We start from the raw sequence: 19,706 nt of genomic DNA, 5'->3' as shown, positions 1-19,706 counted from the left end.
GGTGGTTTATTGTTTTTGGTGGTTTGTTATCATGTCAAATTATAAGATAACCCGTTGCAAATCATGCCGTAAATACAAATAACAGCATATACAATAAGTTTTAGTCCAAAACCTAGTTTGTTTAAGTATTGCATCTGCGTCTTAGTCTTTTAATATCAGATTATTTTATTACTCATATCAGCATTACCTCTTATCCAATTTAAAATATCTTTATAAAAAATCTATAAATGGTTAACTGTTAACGTATGATTATAAAATTATCTCTTTCTTTTGGAGTCGTAATGGTATTTTTTATTGATTTGATATAAAAAAATTAAAATAAAATTGTATTTAATGCTGGTAAATTGATATTAAACCGCATATAATGTGAAAACTTTCTGATAAGAAAGCGAAAACAAATTAAATATAATGTAAACATTAAAAGAGAGAGTTATTATGATGTATTTATCAGCAGTTCGCGCACAATTTAAAAACTTTGCAAACAAATTTATCAAAAATGAACGCGGTGTAACTGCGATTGAATATGCAATCGTTGCAGCAGGTGTTTCAGCAGTGATTTTGGTTATCTTTAACGGTACCAGTGGTCCTGTTCACGATATGCTAACTGATGTATTTTCTACTTTACAAACTAAATTAAATGGCATTATTCAATCATAATATTTGATTGTTATTGGTGATATAAACTACCCCTTTAAAAGGGGTGGTTTATTGTTTTTGGTGGTTTGTTATCATGTCAAATTATAAGATAATCCGTTGCAAATCATGCCGTAGATTCAAATAATAGCATGATATAAAATAATTTTTAGTCCATAGCCTAGTTTGTTTATATATTGCGCCCGCTTCTTAGCCTTTTAAGATCAGATTATTTTATTACTCATATCAGCATTACCTCTTTTACCTTTTATCTAATTTGAAAAATTTAATGGTGTTTTAGTAAAAATATATTAATGAGTAAATTGTTTTAATATAACTAATTAAATAATAATATAAAATATCTTTATTAAAAAACTATAAATGGTTAACTGTTAACGTATGATTATAAAATTATCTCTTTCTTTTGGAGTCGTAATGGTATTTTTTATTGATTTGATATAAAAAAATTAAAATAAAATTGTATTTAATGCTGGCAAATTGATATTAAACCGCATATAATGTGAAAACTTTCTGATAAGAAAGCGAAAACAAATTAAATATAATGTAAACATTAAAAGAGAGAGTTATTATGATGTATTTATCAGCAGTTCACTCACAATTTAAAAACTTTGCAAACAAATTTATCAAAAATGAACGCGGTGTAACTGCAATTGAATATGCAATCGTTGCAGCAGGTGTTTCAGCAGTGATTTTGGTTATCTTTAACGGTACCAGTGGTCCTGTTCACGATATGCTAACTGATGTATTTTCTACTTTACAATCTAAATTAAATACCGTTATTCAATCATAATATTTGATTGTTATTGGTGATGTAAACCACTCCTTTAAAAGGGGTGGTTTATTGTTTTTGGTGGTTTGTTATCATGTCAAATTATAAGATAACCCGTTGCAAATCATGCCGTAAATACAAATAACAGCATATACAATAAGTTTTAGTCCAAAACCTAGTTTGTTTAAGTATTGCATCTGTATCCGCGTCATCTCTTTTACCTCTTATGCAATTTAAAAGATTTAATGGTGTTTTAGTGAATTCTATTTTTCTAGTGTACAGAAAAATATCTATTAACTTATTTATTGTAAACAATCCTTTTTTTCTCGTAATAATTAAACATTCATTAAATTAATATAAAAAATTAAAATAAAATTACATTTAATGCTGGTTAATTTACATTCAATTACATATAATATGAAAACCTTCTGATAAGGAAGCGAAAATAATTTTTAAAATAATGTAAATGTTTAAAGGAGAAGGTTATTATGATGTATTTATCAGCAGTTCGTGCGCAATTTAGAAATTTTGCAAATAAATTTATTAAAAATGAACGTGGTGTAACAGCAATTGAATATGCAATCGTTGCAGCAGGTGTTTCAGCAGTGATTTTGGTTATCTTTAACGGTTCTGGTGGTACTGTTTATCGTATGTTCAATAACGTTTTTAATACTTTAAGATTTAAATTAATTAGTATTATCTTTTAACAAAACTTGATTGCTATAGTGAAATAAACCACCCCTTTATAAAGGCGTGGTTTATTATTTTTAGGTGTTTGTTATCATGTCAAATTATGAAATAACTAATTATAAATCATGCCGTAAATACAAATAACAGCAAGCATCATAAGTTTTTGTCCAAAGCCTGATTCTTTTAGATATCGCGTCTGAGTCTTAGCCTTTTAAGATTAAATTATTTTATTACTCATATCAATGTTACCTCTTTTTCCTCTCATATAATTTAAAAAAATTTAATGAGTTAGATAATGATTAAAATAGCTTTTTAAAAAGCTATGTATCGTTATCTGTTAGCCTTTTATTATAAAATTTTCTCTTTCTTTTAGAACTGTAAGAATGTTTTTTACTGATTTGATATAAAAAATTAAAATTAAATTGTATTTAATGCTGGCAAATTTTTATTAATCTTCATATAATGTGAAAACTTTCTAAAAAGAAAGTAAAATAATATTAAAATAAATGTTAATAACTAAGGAAAGAATCATTATGATGTACTTATCAGCAGTTCGCGCACAATTTAAAAACTTTGCAAACAAATTTATCAAAAATGAACGCGGTGTAACTGCGATTGAATATGCAATCGTTGCAGCAGGTGTTTCGGCAGTGATTTTGGTTATCTTTAACGGTACTAGTGGTCCTGTTCACGATATGCTAAATGATGTATTTAGTACTTTACAATCTAAATTAAATACCGTTATTCAATCATAAGATTTGATTGTTATGGTGATATAAACCACTCCTTTATAAAGAAGTGGTTTATTGTTTTGGGGGGGGTATCACGTCAAATGATGAAATACTAGTTATAAATCATTTAGTAATTATAAATAACAGCAAGTTTCATAAGTTTTAATTCAATGGTTAGTTTGTTTAGATATTACGTCTGCGTCTTAGCTTTTTAAAATTAGATTATTAGATATTTTATTACTCACATCAATATCCATTCTTTTTACTTACATTAATTAATAATATATCTATATTACTTAAAGCTTTAATAATGTATTTAATATTGTTAATAAATCAATAAGATGATTGGTTATTAGATGTTCATTTAACCTTTTATTAGAAATAATAAACATTATTATTTTAACCATCAGATGGTAATTAACAAATTTTCAATAAAATTGCTTATATTCATTTATTCACTTATTTGCTATTTTTAAAATTTTTTTCGATATTATGTTAACTATATGTTTTTTAAGTTAATTAATACAAAAAAAAATTAAAGGAAATTTACATTTAGTACTAGCAAATTTATATTAATTCGCATATAATGCAAAAAGTTTTTGATAATAAAGTAAATTAATTATAAAGATAACGTAAATATTAGTTGAGAGAATTATTATTTTGTTTTCGTAATTAGCAAAACTTTTGTACGAAAAGGAACTTTTGCAAGTTAATTTATCAAAAATGTATGCAATGTAACTGCTAACGAATATACAATCGTTTTAGCTGATGTTTCAGCGGTAATTTTAACTATCATAAAGGCAGTAGTTCTCTACATGATATGTTAAATGAGATATTAGATTCATTGAAATCCAAGTTACACAGGAATCAATGATTAGAGTATTAGCGGTTAACCGTTATTTTAATATCAACTTATTCTTTTCAATGAGAGGATAAGGGAGTGATTGTTTAAAGTAGTTTATTCTCGTTTCAATTTATAAGATAGAAGTTACCAGTGTAATATTTTTGCTAGTAGCTTTTGTTAATTAGGGGCTCAAACAAAAACGCTATGGCTAATGAACAATTTAAGTTTTCTAATGAATGGGGAAAGGTTCGTGATTTAGTATTCCAAGTCCTAGATCTTGATTTAATAGATCAATTTAAAAAAGAACCTAACCGAGTTTTACGTGAAATACAGACTATAATCCGTGATATCATTAATTCAGGCAGTGCTTACATTACAGCTGATGAATCGAATGTATTAGCTGGTATGATTTGTGATGAAATTGTAGGTTATGGTCCAATTGATTCCTTAATGAAAGATGAAACTGTCAATGATATTTTAGTAAACGGTCCTAATAGCATTTATATTGAGCGAGGGGGAATTCTTAGTAAAACTGATAAATTTTTTATTAGTGAACGCCAGCTACTTGATATTGCAAGACGGTTAGTAAATAAAGTAGGAAAAAATATCGATGAATCCCACCCGTTGGTCGACTCGAGAATGCCTGATGGAAGTCGTCTCAATGTTGTTATTCCCCCAATAGCCATTGATGGTACATCAATGTCAATTCGTAAATTCGGTAATGGTCACCGAACATTTCATGACTTAATTAGATTCGGTTCATTGAACGAACATATGGCAAATTTTTTAGTGATTGCAGCTCGTTGTCGGATGAATATTATTATATCGGGCGGAACAGGCTCAGGTAAAACAACTATGCTTAATGCTCTGTCTGGATTTATTGGTGAACATGAACGAACCATTACACTTGAAGATGCTGCAGAATTAAGACTTCAACAAGAACATGTAGTTAGAATGGAAACTAAAAGTGGTGGTGAAGATGGGCGTGGCAAAGTAACCATGCGAGATCTTTTAGTAAATGCTTTGCGTATGAGACCGGATCGAATTATTTTGGGTGAATGCCGTGGTGAAGAAGCGTTTGAGATGTTACAAGCTATGAACACAGGTCACAGTGGTTCAATGTCGACACTTCATGCTAATACTGCAAAAGATGCATTGGCTCGCTTGGAAAGTATGATTATTATGGCTCAGTCCGAGTTACCTATTGCTGCGATTAAACGCTATATCAGTTCATCTGTGAATTTTATTATTCAAGTCTCACGTCTTCCGGATGGTCAACGAAAAGTAATGAGTATCACGGAAATTATTGGATTAGAATCAGGTAATATTGTTACCCAAGATGTATTTGAATTTCGTGTTAATGACGAAAGAGATCCTAATGGGAAAATTCAAGGTGAATTTGTCTGTAATGGTTTAGTTAAACGTTCAGCACTTTATGAAAGCGCTCAATATTATGAAATGTCAGATATTTTAGAAAAACTGATGTTAAGTGCAATGGGGATTGAATCATGATTATTGTACTTTCGATAGCACTTATTTTTGCAGCTCTTATTAATCTTCTTGCATTACGTCGTCGTAGGGGGCGTTTGCAGGTTTTCAATAATGTTGAGCCTAAAAGTGTATCGATATTGAGTTTGCTCGAAAGTCAACTTGCAGATCGAGAAAAATCTTTTTCAGATCAGGTATTGTTTGGTATTAATGCTTGGTTGAAATTTAACTTTCGCCTACTAATGACGGGAGAATCTAAGTCTAAAACTATTGGTTATATTTTAGCGGGAACTGTTGCAGGTATTTTTTTAAATAAGAAATATGTCGGTTACGACAATTATATTGTAATCCCTTTAAGTCTTATTTTTACTATAGCTGTCATTTGTATTTTTAGAAAAAGAAAACTTAAAGCAGATTTTTATGCAAATTTTCCAGAGGCATTAACTATTATTACTGGTCTTGTTGCTTCTGGTTATGCAATAACTACAACCTTTAAAAATTGTGGGGCTTCTATCGAAGGAATTGTTGGCAAAACATTGCAAGAGGTTAGTGACAGATTGGAAGTAGGGGATAGCGTTGAAAATGTTTTGATTAATTCTTATCAGCAACTCCCATTTCCAGAATATTACTTTTTTATTCTGACTGTAATGGTTAATCTTGATAGTGGGGGGGAATTAAAAGAAATTTTTAGTCGATTAAGTAAAATGTTAACAGATAATCGAATTATGGCCAAAACTAGAGATGGTAAAACGGCTGAATTAAGAATGACCATGTGGATATTAGGAGCTATGCCTTTTGGCTTTATCGGAATACTCAGGCTCGTCTCAGAAGACAATTATCGTATTTTGACCAGCACTGATGGAGGTCATTATATTATTTACTATGTTATAGGCAGTGTTGTTATCGGTTTTCTAATTATCAAAAGTTGGATTAATAAAATTATATAATTATGAATATCTTATTAAATATATCAATATCAATTCTTCTCATCGCTATTGGCTGTAGAGAGTTGTTTATTACCTATTCACTGTTTCGAAATAAAGAAAAAATTGGTTTAATATTAAATAATGAAAGCCAAGAAAGAAATATTCCTAAAAAACATGTAAATGAAAAAAATGTTGCTTTTGAGAAAATCGTTGCAAAAAATAGTGTAACAATAAGTTTTTTAAGAAGTTTTCAGGATAAAAATAGCTGGAAAATATATGCTATTATTATTGTATTTTCTATTTTTTATTTGATGAATCAAATTGTTCAATTTATTGAAATTGATTCAAATGTATTATTGATTGTTTTGTTATTCATTGTCGTTTTCGTCATCATTGTTCCGGATCTTCTTGTTAAAAGACAGACAAATAGAAAGATCAAAAAAGTTTCACGGGATTTACCGTTAGTTATTGATATGATGGCGATTATGGTTAGATCTGGTATGACAGTAGAAAGTTGCTTTAGATATTTAAGTACAAGAGTTAAACCGATCAATAGAGATATTGCAGCTATTTTAGAAAGAGCTTGTTTAATGATGGACGTTAATGGTATTGAGCTTTCAATTGATCTAATTCAGCGTGAAGTGCCTAGTAAAGAAATGAGAATGTTTTGTGTAACATTAAGAAGAAGTATCAGTTATGGTAATTCAATTTATGATACTTTGCTAGATTTATCAGCTGAGATGCGAGAGATGCAGAGATTAACTATAGAAGAACAGATCGCTGCACTTGCCGCTAAGTTAACTATACCAACGATGGTATTTTTTCTAGCGCCAGTTCTTGTGATTATTGCAGGACCTGTTTTTATGAGTATTGTGTCAACGTTTAATAGGATATAAAGATAATGAATTATTTTTCAAGATGCTGTAAATCAAGTAGGTTATTCGAACCAAAATTTATGGTTGTATGCTCAATGTTATTTTTTGCTGTTGGATGTCAAAATAGCACATTAAAATATGATATGGACGAACAACAGAAAATTTATATTAACGAAACAACGAAGAATTATGGTGGTTTAATTGAATTGTATAGACAGCGCTTAAAACGTGAGGATACAGAAGATACAAGACATAAACTTGCTAGAGCTTATTATCTTTCGAATGATTTTAATGCGGTAAAAAGAGTTTTAGAACCGATTATAAAAAATACCAAAAATGATGGTATTCTTATTTTGTACGGCCATGTTGAATCTAGATTAGGTCACAATGATACAGCATTGGAGTATTTAAATAGAGCAATTGAAATTGATAGTAAAAATGGAGAAGCACATAATGTAAAAGGTATTGTATTGCTGAAAAAAAGACAATATGATGCTGCACGATTCGCATTTCATGAAGCTAGAGAAAACTTTTATGATGAAAATAAAGTTACCAATAATTTAGCCATGCTATCGATCTTAAATAAAGAATATAGTGAAGCTTATAAACAGCTCAATATTTTATATACTAAAGGATATCGAGATCAAACCATTCTTCATAATTTACTTTTTACATTAGTAAAATTGGATAGAATGCAATTGGCTAGGTCGTTTTGCATTGCGCATAAACTATCTAACGAACCAGATATTTTAATTCAAGAATTAAGACAAATCGAGCCAATAGATGCTATTAACTTTAATGAAGTTAAACCTTCACAAAGCGATAACCAAAAACAATATACAATCGAGAAAGCTGCAGAACAGTTAGCTTCCAATACGAAAACAGAAGTTACTATTAAAGATAAAAATGAACCTAAATCAATAAAATCTGTAACTCCAGCTAAATCAAATGTTGATGCTAACAAATTATCAAATATAACTAAACTAGATGCAGCCGATTCATCGACTACGACTGACTCAGCATCAGATGTTACACCTGTTACTCTGAAACAAAATAAACAAACCGATCAAAAAATATCTACTAAGTCAACTATATTAGCGGTTCGCGCAGGGGAGCATGGAAAGTTTAGCCGGATTACTTTTGAAACAGAAAATAAATTGAGTAAGAAAGATTACTCAGTTGAACAAATTTCTCCAACAGAATTTAAATTATCATTCTATGATGTGACACTACCTGCTGAAGGAATTAATAATATTATCAAACGTATTTCTAGTAGTGATCGTGATTTTACTACTATTACAGGAACCTTAACCGCTGAAAAAACATTAATTCTTCAAATAAAAACTAAACAAAAATCAATAGTGAAAGATTTTTATGTTGGATCTAATTCTAAAGGGAAAAATCACTGTTATGCTTTTGATTTTTCATTAGAAAAGAAATAAGTGCAACGGAAAAAGTAAAAAAATAATATAGTACGGAGTGGAGTTTGCATGAAAGATAAAAAATTAATTGTTTTATATTTAGCTATGATGGTTGTGGGATTAGCCTTACTTTTTACTAAGTCGGCTCCTCCAACTGTTGCACCGCCGGATACAGCAGTCGCCATTGAACCTCCTCCTAAACAGGAAGAGCCTAAAACTGAGGTTATTAATGTTGCAGTAGCAAAACATGATATTGATAAAAAAACGATCTTGACAAAAGATGATTACTATTTTAAATCAATTGAAGTTGCTATCAATAAAGAAAGACCTAAATTTATAACTGATGCAACAGGGATTGATGCTCATGTTGTGAGAAATCATATTGCAAAAGATACTATAATTGAAGAAGGTCTTATTGCATCCCCGAATTCAGAAGATTATCTGTTGTTAGCATTAAAAGATGGCAATTATATGTTTCCATTTACAATAGATCCAATCGATTCTTATTTAATAAAAAATCTTAAAGGAGGCGATCTTGTTGATCTTTATGTTTTTTATGGTGATGAAACAGAAAAAACAGCGAATATTAGAGAAGATAAATTAGTTTCACCTAGTCGTGATTTTGTTAAAAATCGTATAAAACCAATTATTGTCGGAAAGAAAATTTTATTTTTTGAAGTAGAAGAAGAGATGGACAATAATTATAACAGAAACAATATTGCCCAAGTTCAATTAGAACTTTCGAATCAGGAAATTAAATTATTAAGAACATTAATGACGAACTCTACAATTATTATGTATCCAAGTACTTTCAAGAAAAATGTTGAAGATGGATTACGTCTTTTAAGTGATAAAGAAAAAAATTGGCCTCTATCTGAAAAAGATATTTTTTCAGGGACACGAATTAATCTGTTAAAAGGTAACTAAGAATGCTAATAAGAACTAAATCAATTACTAATATGATCAAACCTATAATCTGCTTATTATCGATTGGCTTCTCTTCGTTGGCTTTTGCTAATATTCATAATTTACAGATCGGACAAAGTAAAACACTTGTGTTACCTGAAAATGTCGGTACCGTATTTATTAGCCAAGATAGTATAGCAAACTATGAAGTTATTGATGGTAAATCACTGATTATATATGGAAGATCAAACGGAAGAGCAAGTTTAATTGTTTATGATAGTGAAAATAATATTGTTATTAATGATACTATTAATGTCGATCCACTTTTATATCAAATTACAAATAGGCTAGCGCAAAATTTCCCAAATAGTAGTATAACAATCGATCGTTATGATAGTGGTGACGCAAATAAATTTGTATATGTATTAAGTGGTACTGCACCTGATACTACAACAAAAGGCCAAATTTTGGCTCTTATAGGGTCTTCAATCGGGCAAAATGCAGAGCGAGTGAGGCAGGAATTCGATAATGGAGGTGGGGGTTCTGGTAATCAGCTTCTTACATTTCAAGATTATTATACTTACAGTAATATAATTGATAATATCAGAGTTATAGAAGAGTATCAGGTTAACGTACAATTGACTTTTGTTGAAGTTAGCAAGGATTTTACCGATTCACTAGGTATTGAATGGCAAAGTTTGACTCTCGACAGCATGATAAGTGGTGAGTCAGTTACCAACTCGATTGGTGAGTTTTCACTATTAGGTATAAGAAAAGGCCTGAATATACATAATATTGCTACTATGATTCGTGCAGTAAAAAATGATCGTTTGGCTAAAGTATTAGCACAACCTAATTTATCTGTACTCTCTGGTGAAAGTGCATCATTTTTAGTTGGCGGTGAGATTCCTATTGTAACTAAAAATAAAGATGGTGATGCCAATATTACTTATAAAGAATACGGTATTAGGTTGAATATTAGTACAAAAGTAAATAATGATAAACGTATAAGGTTGTTCATGGAAAATGAAGTAAGTTCAATTTCTGGTTCTTATGCTTTTAATGACTATAATATTCCTACATTGACATCTCGAAAAACAAGATCGACGATTGATTTATCTGATGGTGATAGTTTTGTTATTGCAGGATTAATTAATGAAAATGATCAAGAACAATTATCTCGTCTTCCTTTTATTAGTGATATTCCAATTTTAGGTGCATTAGCACGAAGTTCAACAACGAGTCGTTCTAAATCTGAGATGGTTGTTTTTGCAACAGTAAATTTAGTAACACCAAAAAGTAGTTTTGACAGTATTGAATTACCAACTATAGAGCGGACTGATGTAATCAATAGTTTCTTTAATATTAAAAATAATCTTAATAAAGAAAGAAATAAAACGGTGCCAGCTTCTAACGAAAGTGAAAAATTTATTAATGACATGGGCTTTATTGAATAAAAGGTTATTGGGATTCTTATGCAATTATTTGGCAATAAACAAGATACAGATGCATCAGCAAATTCTCCTTCACAAGAATATGTTGTTGGACGGATATCTGGCTATAAGGTAGCAATTGTAAGTAAAAGAACTGAATTGATTGAAAAGGTTCGTTCTGTATTATTTCTATATAACATATTGGGTATGGAAATTATTTCATTAACATTATCTGAATTGACAGAAACACCGAGTTGGAATAAGTTTGATGCAATTATTGTAGATATCCAAAATGCTGATGATGCTGAACAAATATCTGAAAATATTAATCGTTGTATTCCTATTCAAGCAACAACAGTACTTGTTGGTAGTTACGATTCAATTCAGTTCTCCGAATTTTTATCAAAAAAAGGAATACATTTCTTATTGGAAAATAGCCAATTAGAAAAAATTCCTGATATTTTGCATAAGAGAAGCATGACACCTCCTGGTTCAAGTCAGAGAGTGGGGAGTGTAATTAGCTTCTTAGGTTGTAAAGGAGGAATTGGAACTTCATCATTGGTTGTTCATACTCTTAGGAAAATTAGTGAGTTAACTAATTACCCGCTTCTTTATATACAAGGTGCAACAACAAGTTCGAATGCGGATTTTTTGTTTGAAATGCCAATACCTGACGATGGCTCGATAATCGATGTTGGGCATTCTTTACAGGTTAAAGTGGAAACTAATGAAAAAGCATGGAACTATAAAGACCTCAATTCTGGAGAGTTCAATATTACGATTATTGATCAAAATATGGGGTTAGCTTCATCGTTTAAGCATTTTGAAGAAATTATTACATTTTCTAATATTATTTTCATTGTGATAAATAGAGATCCTTACTCTATTAAAGTTGCTAAGAAGATGTTAACAGAAATCACGCGTGCAAGTGCTACAAATTTTGATTTACTCAATAAGCGTTTTTTAATTTGTCTAAATGATGATATTCCTTATGATAAAAAAAGTGCTTTACGTGATTCTGATATTGAAGATTTTTTAGAACGGAAAATTGATTTCACTCGTAAATTTATACCAAGTATTAATAAATTTAAGAAAGCTAATGACAGTGCTGAAATAAGAGAAATAGCGGCTGCTATTATTGGTAATAAAGTAATGGATGATAAACAGCAGAAAGCTTTTTTTTCGTTATTAAGGAAAAAGAAAAATAATTTTTAAGGCAGAATAGAGAAAAAATCATGTTGAAATATTGGGGATTGTTTTTTAGTCAAAAGAATGGAGTTGTTTCAATACAATTTGCCGTTATTTTTCCGTTTTTACTTATTCTTTTTTTGATAGCATTTGAATTTAGCCGAGTTATGATTATTGGCTCGGCTTTAGATTTAATGACTACAGAAATAACAAGACAAGCCGCTATCACTGAACAAGACGATTATGCTGAGAAAATAGAAGGTCTAGTTCAATCTGAAGTTCCATTATGGCCTTATATTGCTAATTCTAACCAAATTAATATCACTGTAATGTATTGTAAAGAGGTGAATAATATTATTCGTGACACCTGTCAAACAACTCTTACTGATGAAACTCACATATTGTTATTTGATTTGAGATATCAATATTCAGTAGTATTTTCCAAGTTTTTTAGTTTTCTTGACACAGCTTTGACTAGAAAAACAGTTGTTTACCGTGAGTTTATTAAAAGTGAAATGGAATACAAAGGAAATGAGTAATAATGAAATATTCTAAAAGCTTTTTCCATAATAAAAATGGAGCATTATCAATCGAGTTTGCAATTTGTTTCTTATTGTTTTCAATCATAGTATTCATTATTTATGATGTATACACATCTATTATGTTACAAAATAAATTAGAACGTGCAAATTATACTGTAGCATCTGTTTTTCGTGAAAGATCAACTTTATATAAAGATAAAATAAAAAATATTAATGATGTTAATAGGGCAGGTTTATGTTCAAGTAGGAATGCGTGTTATGTTTCTAGTGAGTTATTTGATTCACAACAAGTCAATGAAATGGGCAGATTAGCAAGTTCACTATTGAATAATCGTGAAATTGCTTTACAGATAGAGGCTCTATTTATTTTACAAGATCCTAAGAATCAAGGAGATTTGACAAAAGCTAAACTAGTGACTTTTGGAAAAAATTTACTATCTTGTTCTAAGGGAACATGCGGTAATAGCTCAATTAGAAGCTATTTTAATTCTTTACCAGCCATGGATAACCCTTCAAGTAATTACCAACAACTTGCGCCATATGTCCCAAAATTGGTGGATTCATCAATTATGTTAAGTGGACGTTGGATTCCATTATATCGAGTTTCTATGTGCATTGTTAATGAAGAAAGTCTTTATTTAAAATGGGTAAATTCTAATAGACAAGGCTCCGGTGGCATTGTACCGAATCTATGTAATAACGTTGTTGTATTGTCACGTTGTAATGATTCAAGTGTTTGCCCTACTTATTATTAAATGCGCTTTTGAGAGGATAATATGAACAATAATAGCCAATTAAATAAAAAAAATCATAAAGATTCTTTTTTAAAGTGTACCTCGGGAGCCGTGGCAATATCAATGGCAATTATGCTTCCCGCTATATTTACATGTATGGCATTTTCAATTAATCAAGCTTACACTATGCGCAATCGGGCTATAATTTCTGAGGCCACAAATGAAGCATCATTAGCAGTCATAGCTATAGATAATAGAAATGTCGATGATGAAGCAAAAAAGCAAAATCGAAAACTTGCATTGAATTATATTAATTATTTCGTTTCAAAAGAAATAGGTAATGACTCTAATACAGATACAAATTTATTAAAACCTGGTTCCGAAATTAATGTAGATTATGACGGAGATAGACATGAATATTATATCGCCTACAACCAACCATTTAATGAATTTACTAAGATTAAAAATGACGATAAGAAACCTCAGCCTGTTGTTGTAGGTAATAAAACAGAAAGCTATGGTAATACTAGAAAATATCTAATTAATGATTCATTTGATTTTGCTTTTATCAGCGATTTTTCTGCTTCATCTACATGCCAATATAGTGATGTAAACTGTAATGCTTATTCTCCAGATAATAATGCTCAAAGGCGTCTTGACTATATGAAAGAGGCAATAGTAGACATTATTGAAAAATATAAGGATTATTCAGATTATCAATTTGCATTAGTGCCTTATGATATTGGTGTGCCAGTAGAAAACCAAACTAAGAATGCAGCAGGGGGGCAAAATTATAATTGTTCTGTTATGTACAGAATGAACCAACCTTATAATAATCTTAATTATAATTTTTGGGCAAACAAGAATATTGGATTTACAAAATGGAGTAAACTAAAAGAAGATCACGTTATTAGCGATTATTTGTCCAGAAGTAACTATTTTCCTAAACATAGAAGATTAATTACTTACTATATGGATAGTTCTTATTATCATTATTATGCACAAATAATTGGACCAGCATTAGGGTTAGAGTATGGTAGTAATAACGCATTAGTTAATGCTGGTTTATGTACTCAGAGAACCAATTATCAAGATCGAGCTGAAAATGGATTACATGAGTATGCTTGTGGTACAAATAGAAATGATCATCCAGAAAAAAATAGAGTTCTTATAGAGAGTCAATTTGCTGCAGTGGTTCAACTATTTGATTATATGTTCTCAGGGGATTATAGCGATGTGCATTATTCATTTGCCAATACTAGGACTGTAGATGTGGATAATACTATTAATACTTTATTTAGTGGTATGAAACAAAATATTATTACTTTTGAGCGTCCTATTTCACCGGTACTTGCAGAATTTTCACCTTTTATGGGCATGTGTCAATCACCGCTGTATAGCAATAATCTAATGAATAAAAAAATGGTTGGTGTGAAAAATGTAACTGATGATATATACAAGGAAATTGGGGAAGCAAAATATGTTACCAATTTCCAATCCACACCACATTTAATTCCTTTTAGCGATGATACTGATCATAATAATAATATTTTAACAAGTATAAAAAAGACAAATTGGATGCCTGGCGGAGGTACGGACACGATGACTGCGCTATTAAGGACAGTGCCTGTAATGGCTCAAGGTAAAGGCAACAATAAAGTTATGATTATTATTAGTGATGGTAAAGATGATCAGGGGGCTGACGTTCTTAGAGATAATTTTTTAGATAAGGGTGTTTGTCAGGCAATTACAGGGGGCTTAAGAAGCAAGCAGAACTTTGACAGAGGTTATACTACAAAATTAGCTAAAAGTGCAATTATTTACTATATAAAATTAAATCCTAATGCTAGTAATTTAACAACTAATGCTCAATATGAGGCTGAGTATGGTAAGTGGTTTACTAAATGCATGAATGGTAACCCTATGTTCTTAATGGAGGCAAAGGATAGGAAGTCATTGACTGAGGTTATAAATAAAGTTATTGAGATTGAAACAGGAAAATTCATCAAAAAAAATTCAGGCTGAATATCAATAGGGTTAGAATAGGAGTAATAATGAAATGAAATTAATAAAAATCATAGTACTATTTTTGGCTTGCTATAGCCTGTCGGCTATAGCTGATTCAGAAACTGATGCTATAATATTATCAACCCAAACAGGAGTTAAACCACTTACTCGCATAAATCTGAGAAATACAGGGGTTACTATTGAAAATGGTGATGTCTGGGTCTGGGGTTATAGAGGTCAAGGCTTGCAAGGTAATGGTGTTACAAACGTTAACAGTAGGAGTGTGCCAGCGAGAGTACAAAAGTTCGTTGATGAAGGACTTACGATTACTCAAGTTGCAGCAGGAAGATATCATATTATTGCACTTGATGAAAATGGTGACGTATGGGGTTGGGGGCGTAATAGACATAGTCAAGCGAGTGGCGGAATAGGAACTGATGTCAAATATGTAACCACACCTGTTAGAGTGTTGTCTGGCAGAAGAGTTATTGATGTCTATTGTAATGAATATACATCTTATGCTTTAACTGCTAATGGTGAGATTTGGGTTTGGGGAAGAGGTAATCGTGGTGAAACAGGACTTGACAAGCGAGAATCAAGACAAAGACTCAGACAGATTCCGTCAAGTTTTTTTAATGGCAGCCGAGTAAGAACCATGGGTGTTGGTTATCGAAGTGCTTATGCTATCAATCGAGCTGGAACTATTTATGCTTGGGGAGAAACTGTAAGTAATACATTTTGCCCGGAAAATAAAAAAACTTGTAATTATGCTATTAGACCAATAAGAATTAATAATACTCTAGTACAATCTGATTCAGGCATTACTTCTGGTCAGCAAATAAAGGAAATTACAGGTGGTAGGGATTATTTGACTTATTTAACCTTTGAAGGTGAAGTTTATGGTATGGGAAGAACTAGATATTTAGCTGATGGTAATTTCGATCCAAATGAAATAGATGAAGATGATGAGATAGAGATGGTGGATGGTGATGAAAGTAGAATTGATAGTGAAGAAGATGAAGAAGATTTAAAAGATGATGACGATGATCGAAAGGATCCACATAGTATAACTGATACTCCTATAGCTATCATTGGAAAGAATGCTCCAGACGAAAAAGCGGTTACTCATTCACTCTATTGCCGATTTCGTGGTTGTGTTGCTATTACAAGACATAAAAGTATATTAACATGGGGTATAAGAGGCAGTAGTCATTTAAAAGGAATACTTTACGGTCAAAGGAGAACAGGTAGAGTAGTGCAAAGAAAACTTAATGGAACATTGACTAAAATTGATGGTGGTAGACAGAATCTATTCTATTGGAATGAAAGAGGAGAAGTTTATGGTGTTGGTGTGGGTAGTTACCATAAATTTGATCTTTCTAGTGCTCGCACTCGAGATTGGAATGCGTCTAGATTAGATTTTTTGATGGATGCTATGCATGCTGTATACGGTAACGATTACATTCTAGGGCAAGCAAAATAATGATTAATCAAGAGTTGATTAACGATGCAATTATTTTAACGATTTGGTTGTGTTTGTTAATTTCTTGTTACACAGATATAAAATACCGGATAATTTCAAATTATATTGTCATAGTTATATTTGCTTTGGCGATTTTGAATTATGCCTTTGGTCTAGGTGCATTAAATTATAGTGCGTCCGGTATATTTTTAGTCTGTGGTTTATTGATGTTTTATTGCCGATTGGTAGGTGCTGGAGATATAAAATTAATTACTGTACTTTTGATAACTATTCCTGCTGGTAACGTAATGTTTTTTTTGGCTGTGACCACATTTTTGGGATTACCTTTGGCAATCTTTGCCATTATCTATAAATGGCTAAAAAAAGTAGAGGGTGGAATTACATTACCTTATGGTGTGGCAATTACAGGTAGTTATATCATTACTTCATTGATTTTATTTAAAGTATTAATTTAGTTACTTTTTATATATTGTTATTTTTGATGTGAATAAGCTTTAATATCAATTCTATCCCTCTTAGTTAAAACATAGCTAAGAGGGAATCATATACCTTTTTAATTTTTTCTATTTCCTATATCTAATGATGCATTTTTGATTTAAAACTAATTTTTTTACTTAAATCCATGTTTAACCTCAAGCTTCTTTACAATAATTGTTCTTTTTAATCATTTTTATTAAAAAATTTTACAATTTATAATGGTATTTATATGTATTATTTTGGTGCAGTTTGCATCGATTTAGAACCACATAGGTTGTTATTTTTTCGAGGGAGTGAATCACTATAATTTTGATTAATGTTTTGTTTGAAAAACGACAAATATAGTTAATTACCAACATTAATGTTTACTAAACTATGGCATGATAATTGCCTATAAAAATTATACAATCATTATTAAAAATTGCAGAGACAAGTTTAAAGGAGATATGTATATGGAAAATCGTACTAGTAATACTAAAACTTTTGTAAAAAATCGTCGAGCTTCCTTGATTAGTGCGATCTTCTTAATGGCAACTTCAGCAATTGGTCCTGGTTTTATCACGCAAACAGCTACCTTTACGGTAACATTAGGTAGTGCATTTGGTTTTGGTATTTTAGCTTCTATTATCATTGATTTTGTAGTGCAACAAAATATTTGGCGTGTGGTTTCATTAACAAAAATGTATTCTTCCGACATTGCGAATGCGACAATCCCTTATAGTGGTTATTTTTTAGCTATATTAGTTATTTTTGGTGGATTAGTTTTTAATATTGGTAATATTGCCGGTGCAGGACTGGGTTTGAATGCTTTAGTCGGGCTTGATCCAAAATGGGGCGGTGCAATCAGCGCATTTATGGCGATCTATATCTTTTCGTCACATAAAGCAAGCCATTTTATTGATCGCTTAATGATTGGTTTCGGCTTGCTAATGATCGGTTTAACATTATTTGTGTTGTTTGCTGCGCATCCCCCTATCGCACAAGCATTTACTGAAACTGTTTTGCCAAGTAGCATTGATTTTGCCTCTATTACCACTATTGTAGGAGGAACTGTTGGCGGATATATTTCTTACGCTGGCGCACATCGCCTGCTTGATAAAAAAATGGTGGGCGTTGAAAACATTAAATATGTATCAAGCGCAGCAACACGAGGGATTATCGTTGTAGGAGTGATGCGATATATTTTATTTTTAGCAATTTTAGGTGTGGTAGCCAGTGGTGTTACTATTGATATCTCAAGCTATGCAGCTAATCCTGCTTCCCAAGCCTTTCAAGCAGCTTTAGGACAATTGGGGTTGCGTATATTTGGTTTAATTTTATGGGCAGCTGCATTAACCAGTATTATTGGTGCAGCTTATACTTCAATGACGTTTATTACTCCTTTTAAACCTTCTATCACAATAAGGCAACGCCAAATAGCGACGATAATTTTTATTATTTGTTCATTAGCCGTTTATTTAATTATGGGAGCTGCGCCTGTATCATTATTAGTTTTTGCTGGAGGTTTTAACGGCTTAGTTTTACCACTGGGTTTAACAATTTTTATTTTTATTGGTTGGAAACGTGCTGATTTAATGTCTGGATATCACTATCCACGTTGGTTGTTATGGTCTGGTTTTATAGTCTGTGCGATAACTTGGTATATGGGCGCAATGTCAATTGTAACCATATTTAACTATTTAAGGTAAAAATTAAATATGAAAGTTAAGAGATTTATTGATTTAAATAGTGATCTTGGTGAAAGTTTCGGTCAATGGAAAATGGGTAACGACCAAGCAATGTTACAAGTGGTCAGCAGTGCAAATATTGCGTGTGGTTTTCACGCAGGTTCACCAGTAACCATTTTAGACACCCTAAAAGCAGCTAAAACTAATAATGTTACAATAGGTGCTCATGTAGGTTACCCTGATTTAGTTGGCTTTGGGCGACGTAATATGGACATTGCATCTAACGAACTAACGGCTGATGTGATTTATCAAATTGGTGCACTTAAAGGTTTAGCAACATCAATTGGTGCAAAAGTGAGTTATGTTAAACCTCATGGCGCTTTATATAACACTATTGCGAACGATAAACGTCAAGCTATGGCTGTTATCAATGCTATTTGTCAAATTGATGCTAATCTTATATTAGTGGCACTTGCTGGCTCTCCACTTATTGATTGGGCAAAACAGCAAGGTTTGCATGTGGTTGCCGAAGCCTTTGCAGATAGATCTTATCATCTTGATGGTACATTAGTTTCTCGTAAAGAAACCGGAGCCGTATTACACGATCCTGAATTAGTCGCAGAACGTATGTTACAACTTGTCAGAGATGGCGGTGTGACTTCTATTGAAGGTAAGTTTGTTACAATTAAGGCAGATTCTATTTGTGTGCATGGTGATAGTGAAGGTGCATTAGCGATGGCACAAAAAGTTCGTGAAAAATTACAACAAAATGGAATTACCATAACTTCGTTTACGAAAATAAGTGATAGATAAATCATTATTTGAGTTTAATAAAATATAAACTGATATCAAAGAAATAATTTTGACTGGC

The 19,706-nt window shown here is 31.2% G+C and carries 18 protein-coding genes; all 18 read left to right on the top strand.

Features of this window, described 5'->3' with window-relative positions; all coding sequences use genetic code 11:
• Nucleotides 1-435 precede the first annotated feature (435 nt).
• The 18 genes from H3S73_RS06790 (at nt 436) to H3S73_RS06705 (ending at nt 19,648) form a co-directional block, all read left to right on the top strand.
• On the top strand, nt 436-657 hold the full coding sequence (locus tag H3S73_RS06790) for a Flp family type IVb pilin (RefSeq protein ID WP_198235492.1): 222 nt from the start codon (nt 436-438) through the stop codon (nt 655-657).
• A 565-nt stretch (nt 658-1,222) separates the two neighbouring features.
• Nucleotides 1,223-1,444, top strand: coding sequence for a Flp family type IVb pilin (locus tag H3S73_RS06785; protein WP_198236198.1), 222 nt, complete (start codon nt 1,223-1,225; stop codon nt 1,442-1,444).
• A gap of 467 nt (nt 1,445-1,911) precedes the next feature.
• Complete coding sequence (locus tag H3S73_RS06780) at nt 1,912-2,130, top strand: Flp family type IVb pilin (protein WP_198229024.1); 219 nt, start codon at nt 1,912-1,914, stop codon at nt 2,128-2,130.
• Between the two features lie 516 nt (nt 2,131-2,646).
• The gene (locus tag H3S73_RS06775; RefSeq protein WP_198229025.1) at nt 2,647-2,868 is read left to right on the top strand and encodes a Flp family type IVb pilin; all 222 of its coding nucleotides are present in this window, start codon (nt 2,647-2,649) and stop codon (nt 2,866-2,868) included.
• A gap of 1,024 nt (nt 2,869-3,892) precedes the next feature.
• Nucleotides 3,893-5,200, top strand: coding sequence for a CpaF family protein (locus tag H3S73_RS06770; RefSeq protein WP_198229026.1), 1,308 nt, complete (start codon nt 3,893-3,895; stop codon nt 5,198-5,200).
• The gene (locus tag H3S73_RS06765) at nt 5,197-6,123 is read left to right on the top strand and encodes a type II secretion system F family protein (protein ID WP_198229027.1); all 927 of its coding nucleotides are present in this window, start codon (nt 5,197-5,199) and stop codon (nt 6,121-6,123) included. Before H3S73_RS06770 ends, H3S73_RS06765 begins: the two co-directional genes overlap by 4 nt.
• Nucleotides 6,124-6,125: 2 nt before the next feature.
• Nucleotides 6,126-6,998, top strand: a complete 873-nt coding sequence (locus H3S73_RS06760; protein WP_198229028.1) for a type II secretion system F family protein — start codon at nt 6,126-6,128, stop codon at nt 6,996-6,998.
• Between the two features lie 74 nt (nt 6,999-7,072).
• Nucleotides 7,073-8,419: a M48 family metallopeptidase gene (locus H3S73_RS06755; RefSeq protein ID WP_198248897.1), complete on the top strand. Its 1,347-nt coding sequence runs from the start codon at nt 7,073-7,075 to the stop codon at nt 8,417-8,419.
• A 48-nt stretch (nt 8,420-8,467) separates the two neighbouring features.
• On the top strand, nt 8,468-9,325 hold the full coding sequence (locus H3S73_RS06750) for a hypothetical protein (RefSeq protein ID WP_198229030.1): 858 nt from the start codon (nt 8,468-8,470) through the stop codon (nt 9,323-9,325).
• Between the two features lie 2 nt (nt 9,326-9,327).
• Entirely contained in the window at nt 9,328-10,761 is a 1,434-nt protein-coding gene (locus tag H3S73_RS06745; RefSeq protein ID WP_198229031.1) for a type II and III secretion system protein family protein, read from the top strand.
• Between the two features lie 18 nt (nt 10,762-10,779).
• Nucleotides 10,780-11,952 carry a hypothetical protein gene (locus H3S73_RS06740; RefSeq protein WP_198229032.1) on the top strand — a complete coding sequence of 391 codons (1,173 nt, stop codon included), beginning with the start codon at nt 10,780-10,782 and terminating at the stop codon, nt 11,950-11,952.
• Between the two features lie 20 nt (nt 11,953-11,972).
• Nucleotides 11,973-12,464 (top strand): TadE/TadG family type IV pilus assembly protein, encoded by a 492-nt coding sequence (locus H3S73_RS06735; protein WP_198236197.1) that lies wholly within the window; start codon nt 11,973-11,975, stop codon nt 12,462-12,464.
• 2 nt (nt 12,465-12,466) lie between these two features.
• Nucleotides 12,467-13,222, top strand: coding sequence for a tight adherence pilus pseudopilin TadF (gene tadF, locus H3S73_RS06730; protein WP_198229034.1), 756 nt, complete (start codon nt 12,467-12,469; stop codon nt 13,220-13,222).
• A gap of 21 nt (nt 13,223-13,243) precedes the next feature.
• The gene (locus H3S73_RS06725) at nt 13,244-15,226 is read left to right on the top strand and encodes a hypothetical protein (protein WP_198236196.1); all 1,983 of its coding nucleotides are present in this window, start codon (nt 13,244-13,246) and stop codon (nt 15,224-15,226) included.
• 34 nt (nt 15,227-15,260) lie between these two features.
• Nucleotides 15,261-16,691 carry a hypothetical protein gene (locus H3S73_RS06720; protein ID WP_198236195.1) on the top strand — a complete coding sequence of 477 codons (1,431 nt, stop codon included), beginning with the start codon at nt 15,261-15,263 and terminating at the stop codon, nt 16,689-16,691.
• Nucleotides 16,691-17,146, top strand: coding sequence for a prepilin peptidase (locus H3S73_RS06715; protein WP_198236194.1), 456 nt, complete (start codon nt 16,691-16,693; stop codon nt 17,144-17,146). Before H3S73_RS06720 ends, H3S73_RS06715 begins: the two co-directional genes overlap by 1 nt.
• A gap of 474 nt (nt 17,147-17,620) precedes the next feature.
• The gene (locus H3S73_RS06710; RefSeq protein ID WP_198236193.1) at nt 17,621-18,856 is read left to right on the top strand and encodes an NRAMP family divalent metal transporter; all 1,236 of its coding nucleotides are present in this window, start codon (nt 17,621-17,623) and stop codon (nt 18,854-18,856) included.
• 9 nt (nt 18,857-18,865) lie between these two features.
• Nucleotides 18,866-19,648 (top strand): LamB/YcsF family protein, encoded by a 783-nt coding sequence (locus tag H3S73_RS06705; RefSeq protein WP_198236192.1) that lies wholly within the window; start codon nt 18,866-18,868, stop codon nt 19,646-19,648.
• The last annotated feature ends 58 nt before the right edge of the window (nt 19,649-19,706 follow it).

This window comes from Gilliamella sp. B14384G12, from assembly GCF_016101825.1.
GTDB lineage: Bacteria > Pseudomonadota > Gammaproteobacteria > Enterobacterales > Orbaceae > Gilliamella > Gilliamella apicola_N.
Note: the sequence above shows the minus strand (reverse complement) of the source record. Positions and strands in the feature narration are given on the sequence as shown.

Excerpts from the sequence above, each read along its gene's own strand:
- H3S73_RS06790 (WP_198235492.1), top strand. The coding sequence starts at position 436 with ATGATGTATTTATCAGCAGTTCGCGCACAATTTAAAAACTTTGCAAAC.
- H3S73_RS06785 (WP_198236198.1), top strand. The coding sequence starts at position 1,223 with ATGATGTATTTATCAGCAGTTCACTCACAATTTAAAAACTTTGCAAAC.
- H3S73_RS06780 (WP_198229024.1), top strand. The coding sequence starts at position 1,912 with ATGATGTATTTATCAGCAGTTCGTGCGCAATTTAGAAATTTTGCAAAT.
- H3S73_RS06775 (WP_198229025.1), top strand. The coding sequence starts at position 2,647 with ATGATGTACTTATCAGCAGTTCGCGCACAATTTAAAAACTTTGCAAAC.
- H3S73_RS06770 (WP_198229026.1), top strand. The coding sequence starts at position 3,893 with ATGGCTAATGAACAATTTAAGTTTTCTAATGAATGGGGAAAGGTTCGT.
- H3S73_RS06765 (WP_198229027.1), top strand. The coding sequence starts at position 5,197 with ATGATTATTGTACTTTCGATAGCACTTATTTTTGCAGCTCTTATTAAT.
- H3S73_RS06760 (WP_198229028.1), top strand. The coding sequence starts at position 6,126 with ATGAATATCTTATTAAATATATCAATATCAATTCTTCTCATCGCTATT.
- H3S73_RS06755 (WP_198248897.1), top strand. The coding sequence starts at position 7,073 with ATGTTATTTTTTGCTGTTGGATGTCAAAATAGCACATTAAAATATGAT.
- H3S73_RS06750 (WP_198229030.1), top strand. The coding sequence starts at position 8,468 with ATGAAAGATAAAAAATTAATTGTTTTATATTTAGCTATGATGGTTGTG.
- H3S73_RS06745 (WP_198229031.1), top strand. The coding sequence starts at position 9,328 with ATGCTAATAAGAACTAAATCAATTACTAATATGATCAAACCTATAATC.
- H3S73_RS06740 (WP_198229032.1), top strand. The coding sequence starts at position 10,780 with ATGCAATTATTTGGCAATAAACAAGATACAGATGCATCAGCAAATTCT.
- H3S73_RS06735 (WP_198236197.1), top strand. The coding sequence starts at position 11,973 with ATGTTGAAATATTGGGGATTGTTTTTTAGTCAAAAGAATGGAGTTGTT.
- tadF (WP_198229034.1), top strand. The coding sequence starts at position 12,467 with ATGAAATATTCTAAAAGCTTTTTCCATAATAAAAATGGAGCATTATCA.
- H3S73_RS06725 (WP_198236196.1), top strand. The coding sequence starts at position 13,244 with ATGAACAATAATAGCCAATTAAATAAAAAAAATCATAAAGATTCTTTT.
- H3S73_RS06720 (WP_198236195.1), top strand. The coding sequence starts at position 15,261 with ATGAAATTAATAAAAATCATAGTACTATTTTTGGCTTGCTATAGCCTG.
- H3S73_RS06715 (WP_198236194.1), top strand. The coding sequence starts at position 16,691 with ATGATTAATCAAGAGTTGATTAACGATGCAATTATTTTAACGATTTGG.
- H3S73_RS06710 (WP_198236193.1), top strand. The coding sequence starts at position 17,621 with ATGGAAAATCGTACTAGTAATACTAAAACTTTTGTAAAAAATCGTCGA.
- H3S73_RS06705 (WP_198236192.1), top strand. The coding sequence starts at position 18,866 with ATGAAAGTTAAGAGATTTATTGATTTAAATAGTGATCTTGGTGAAAGT.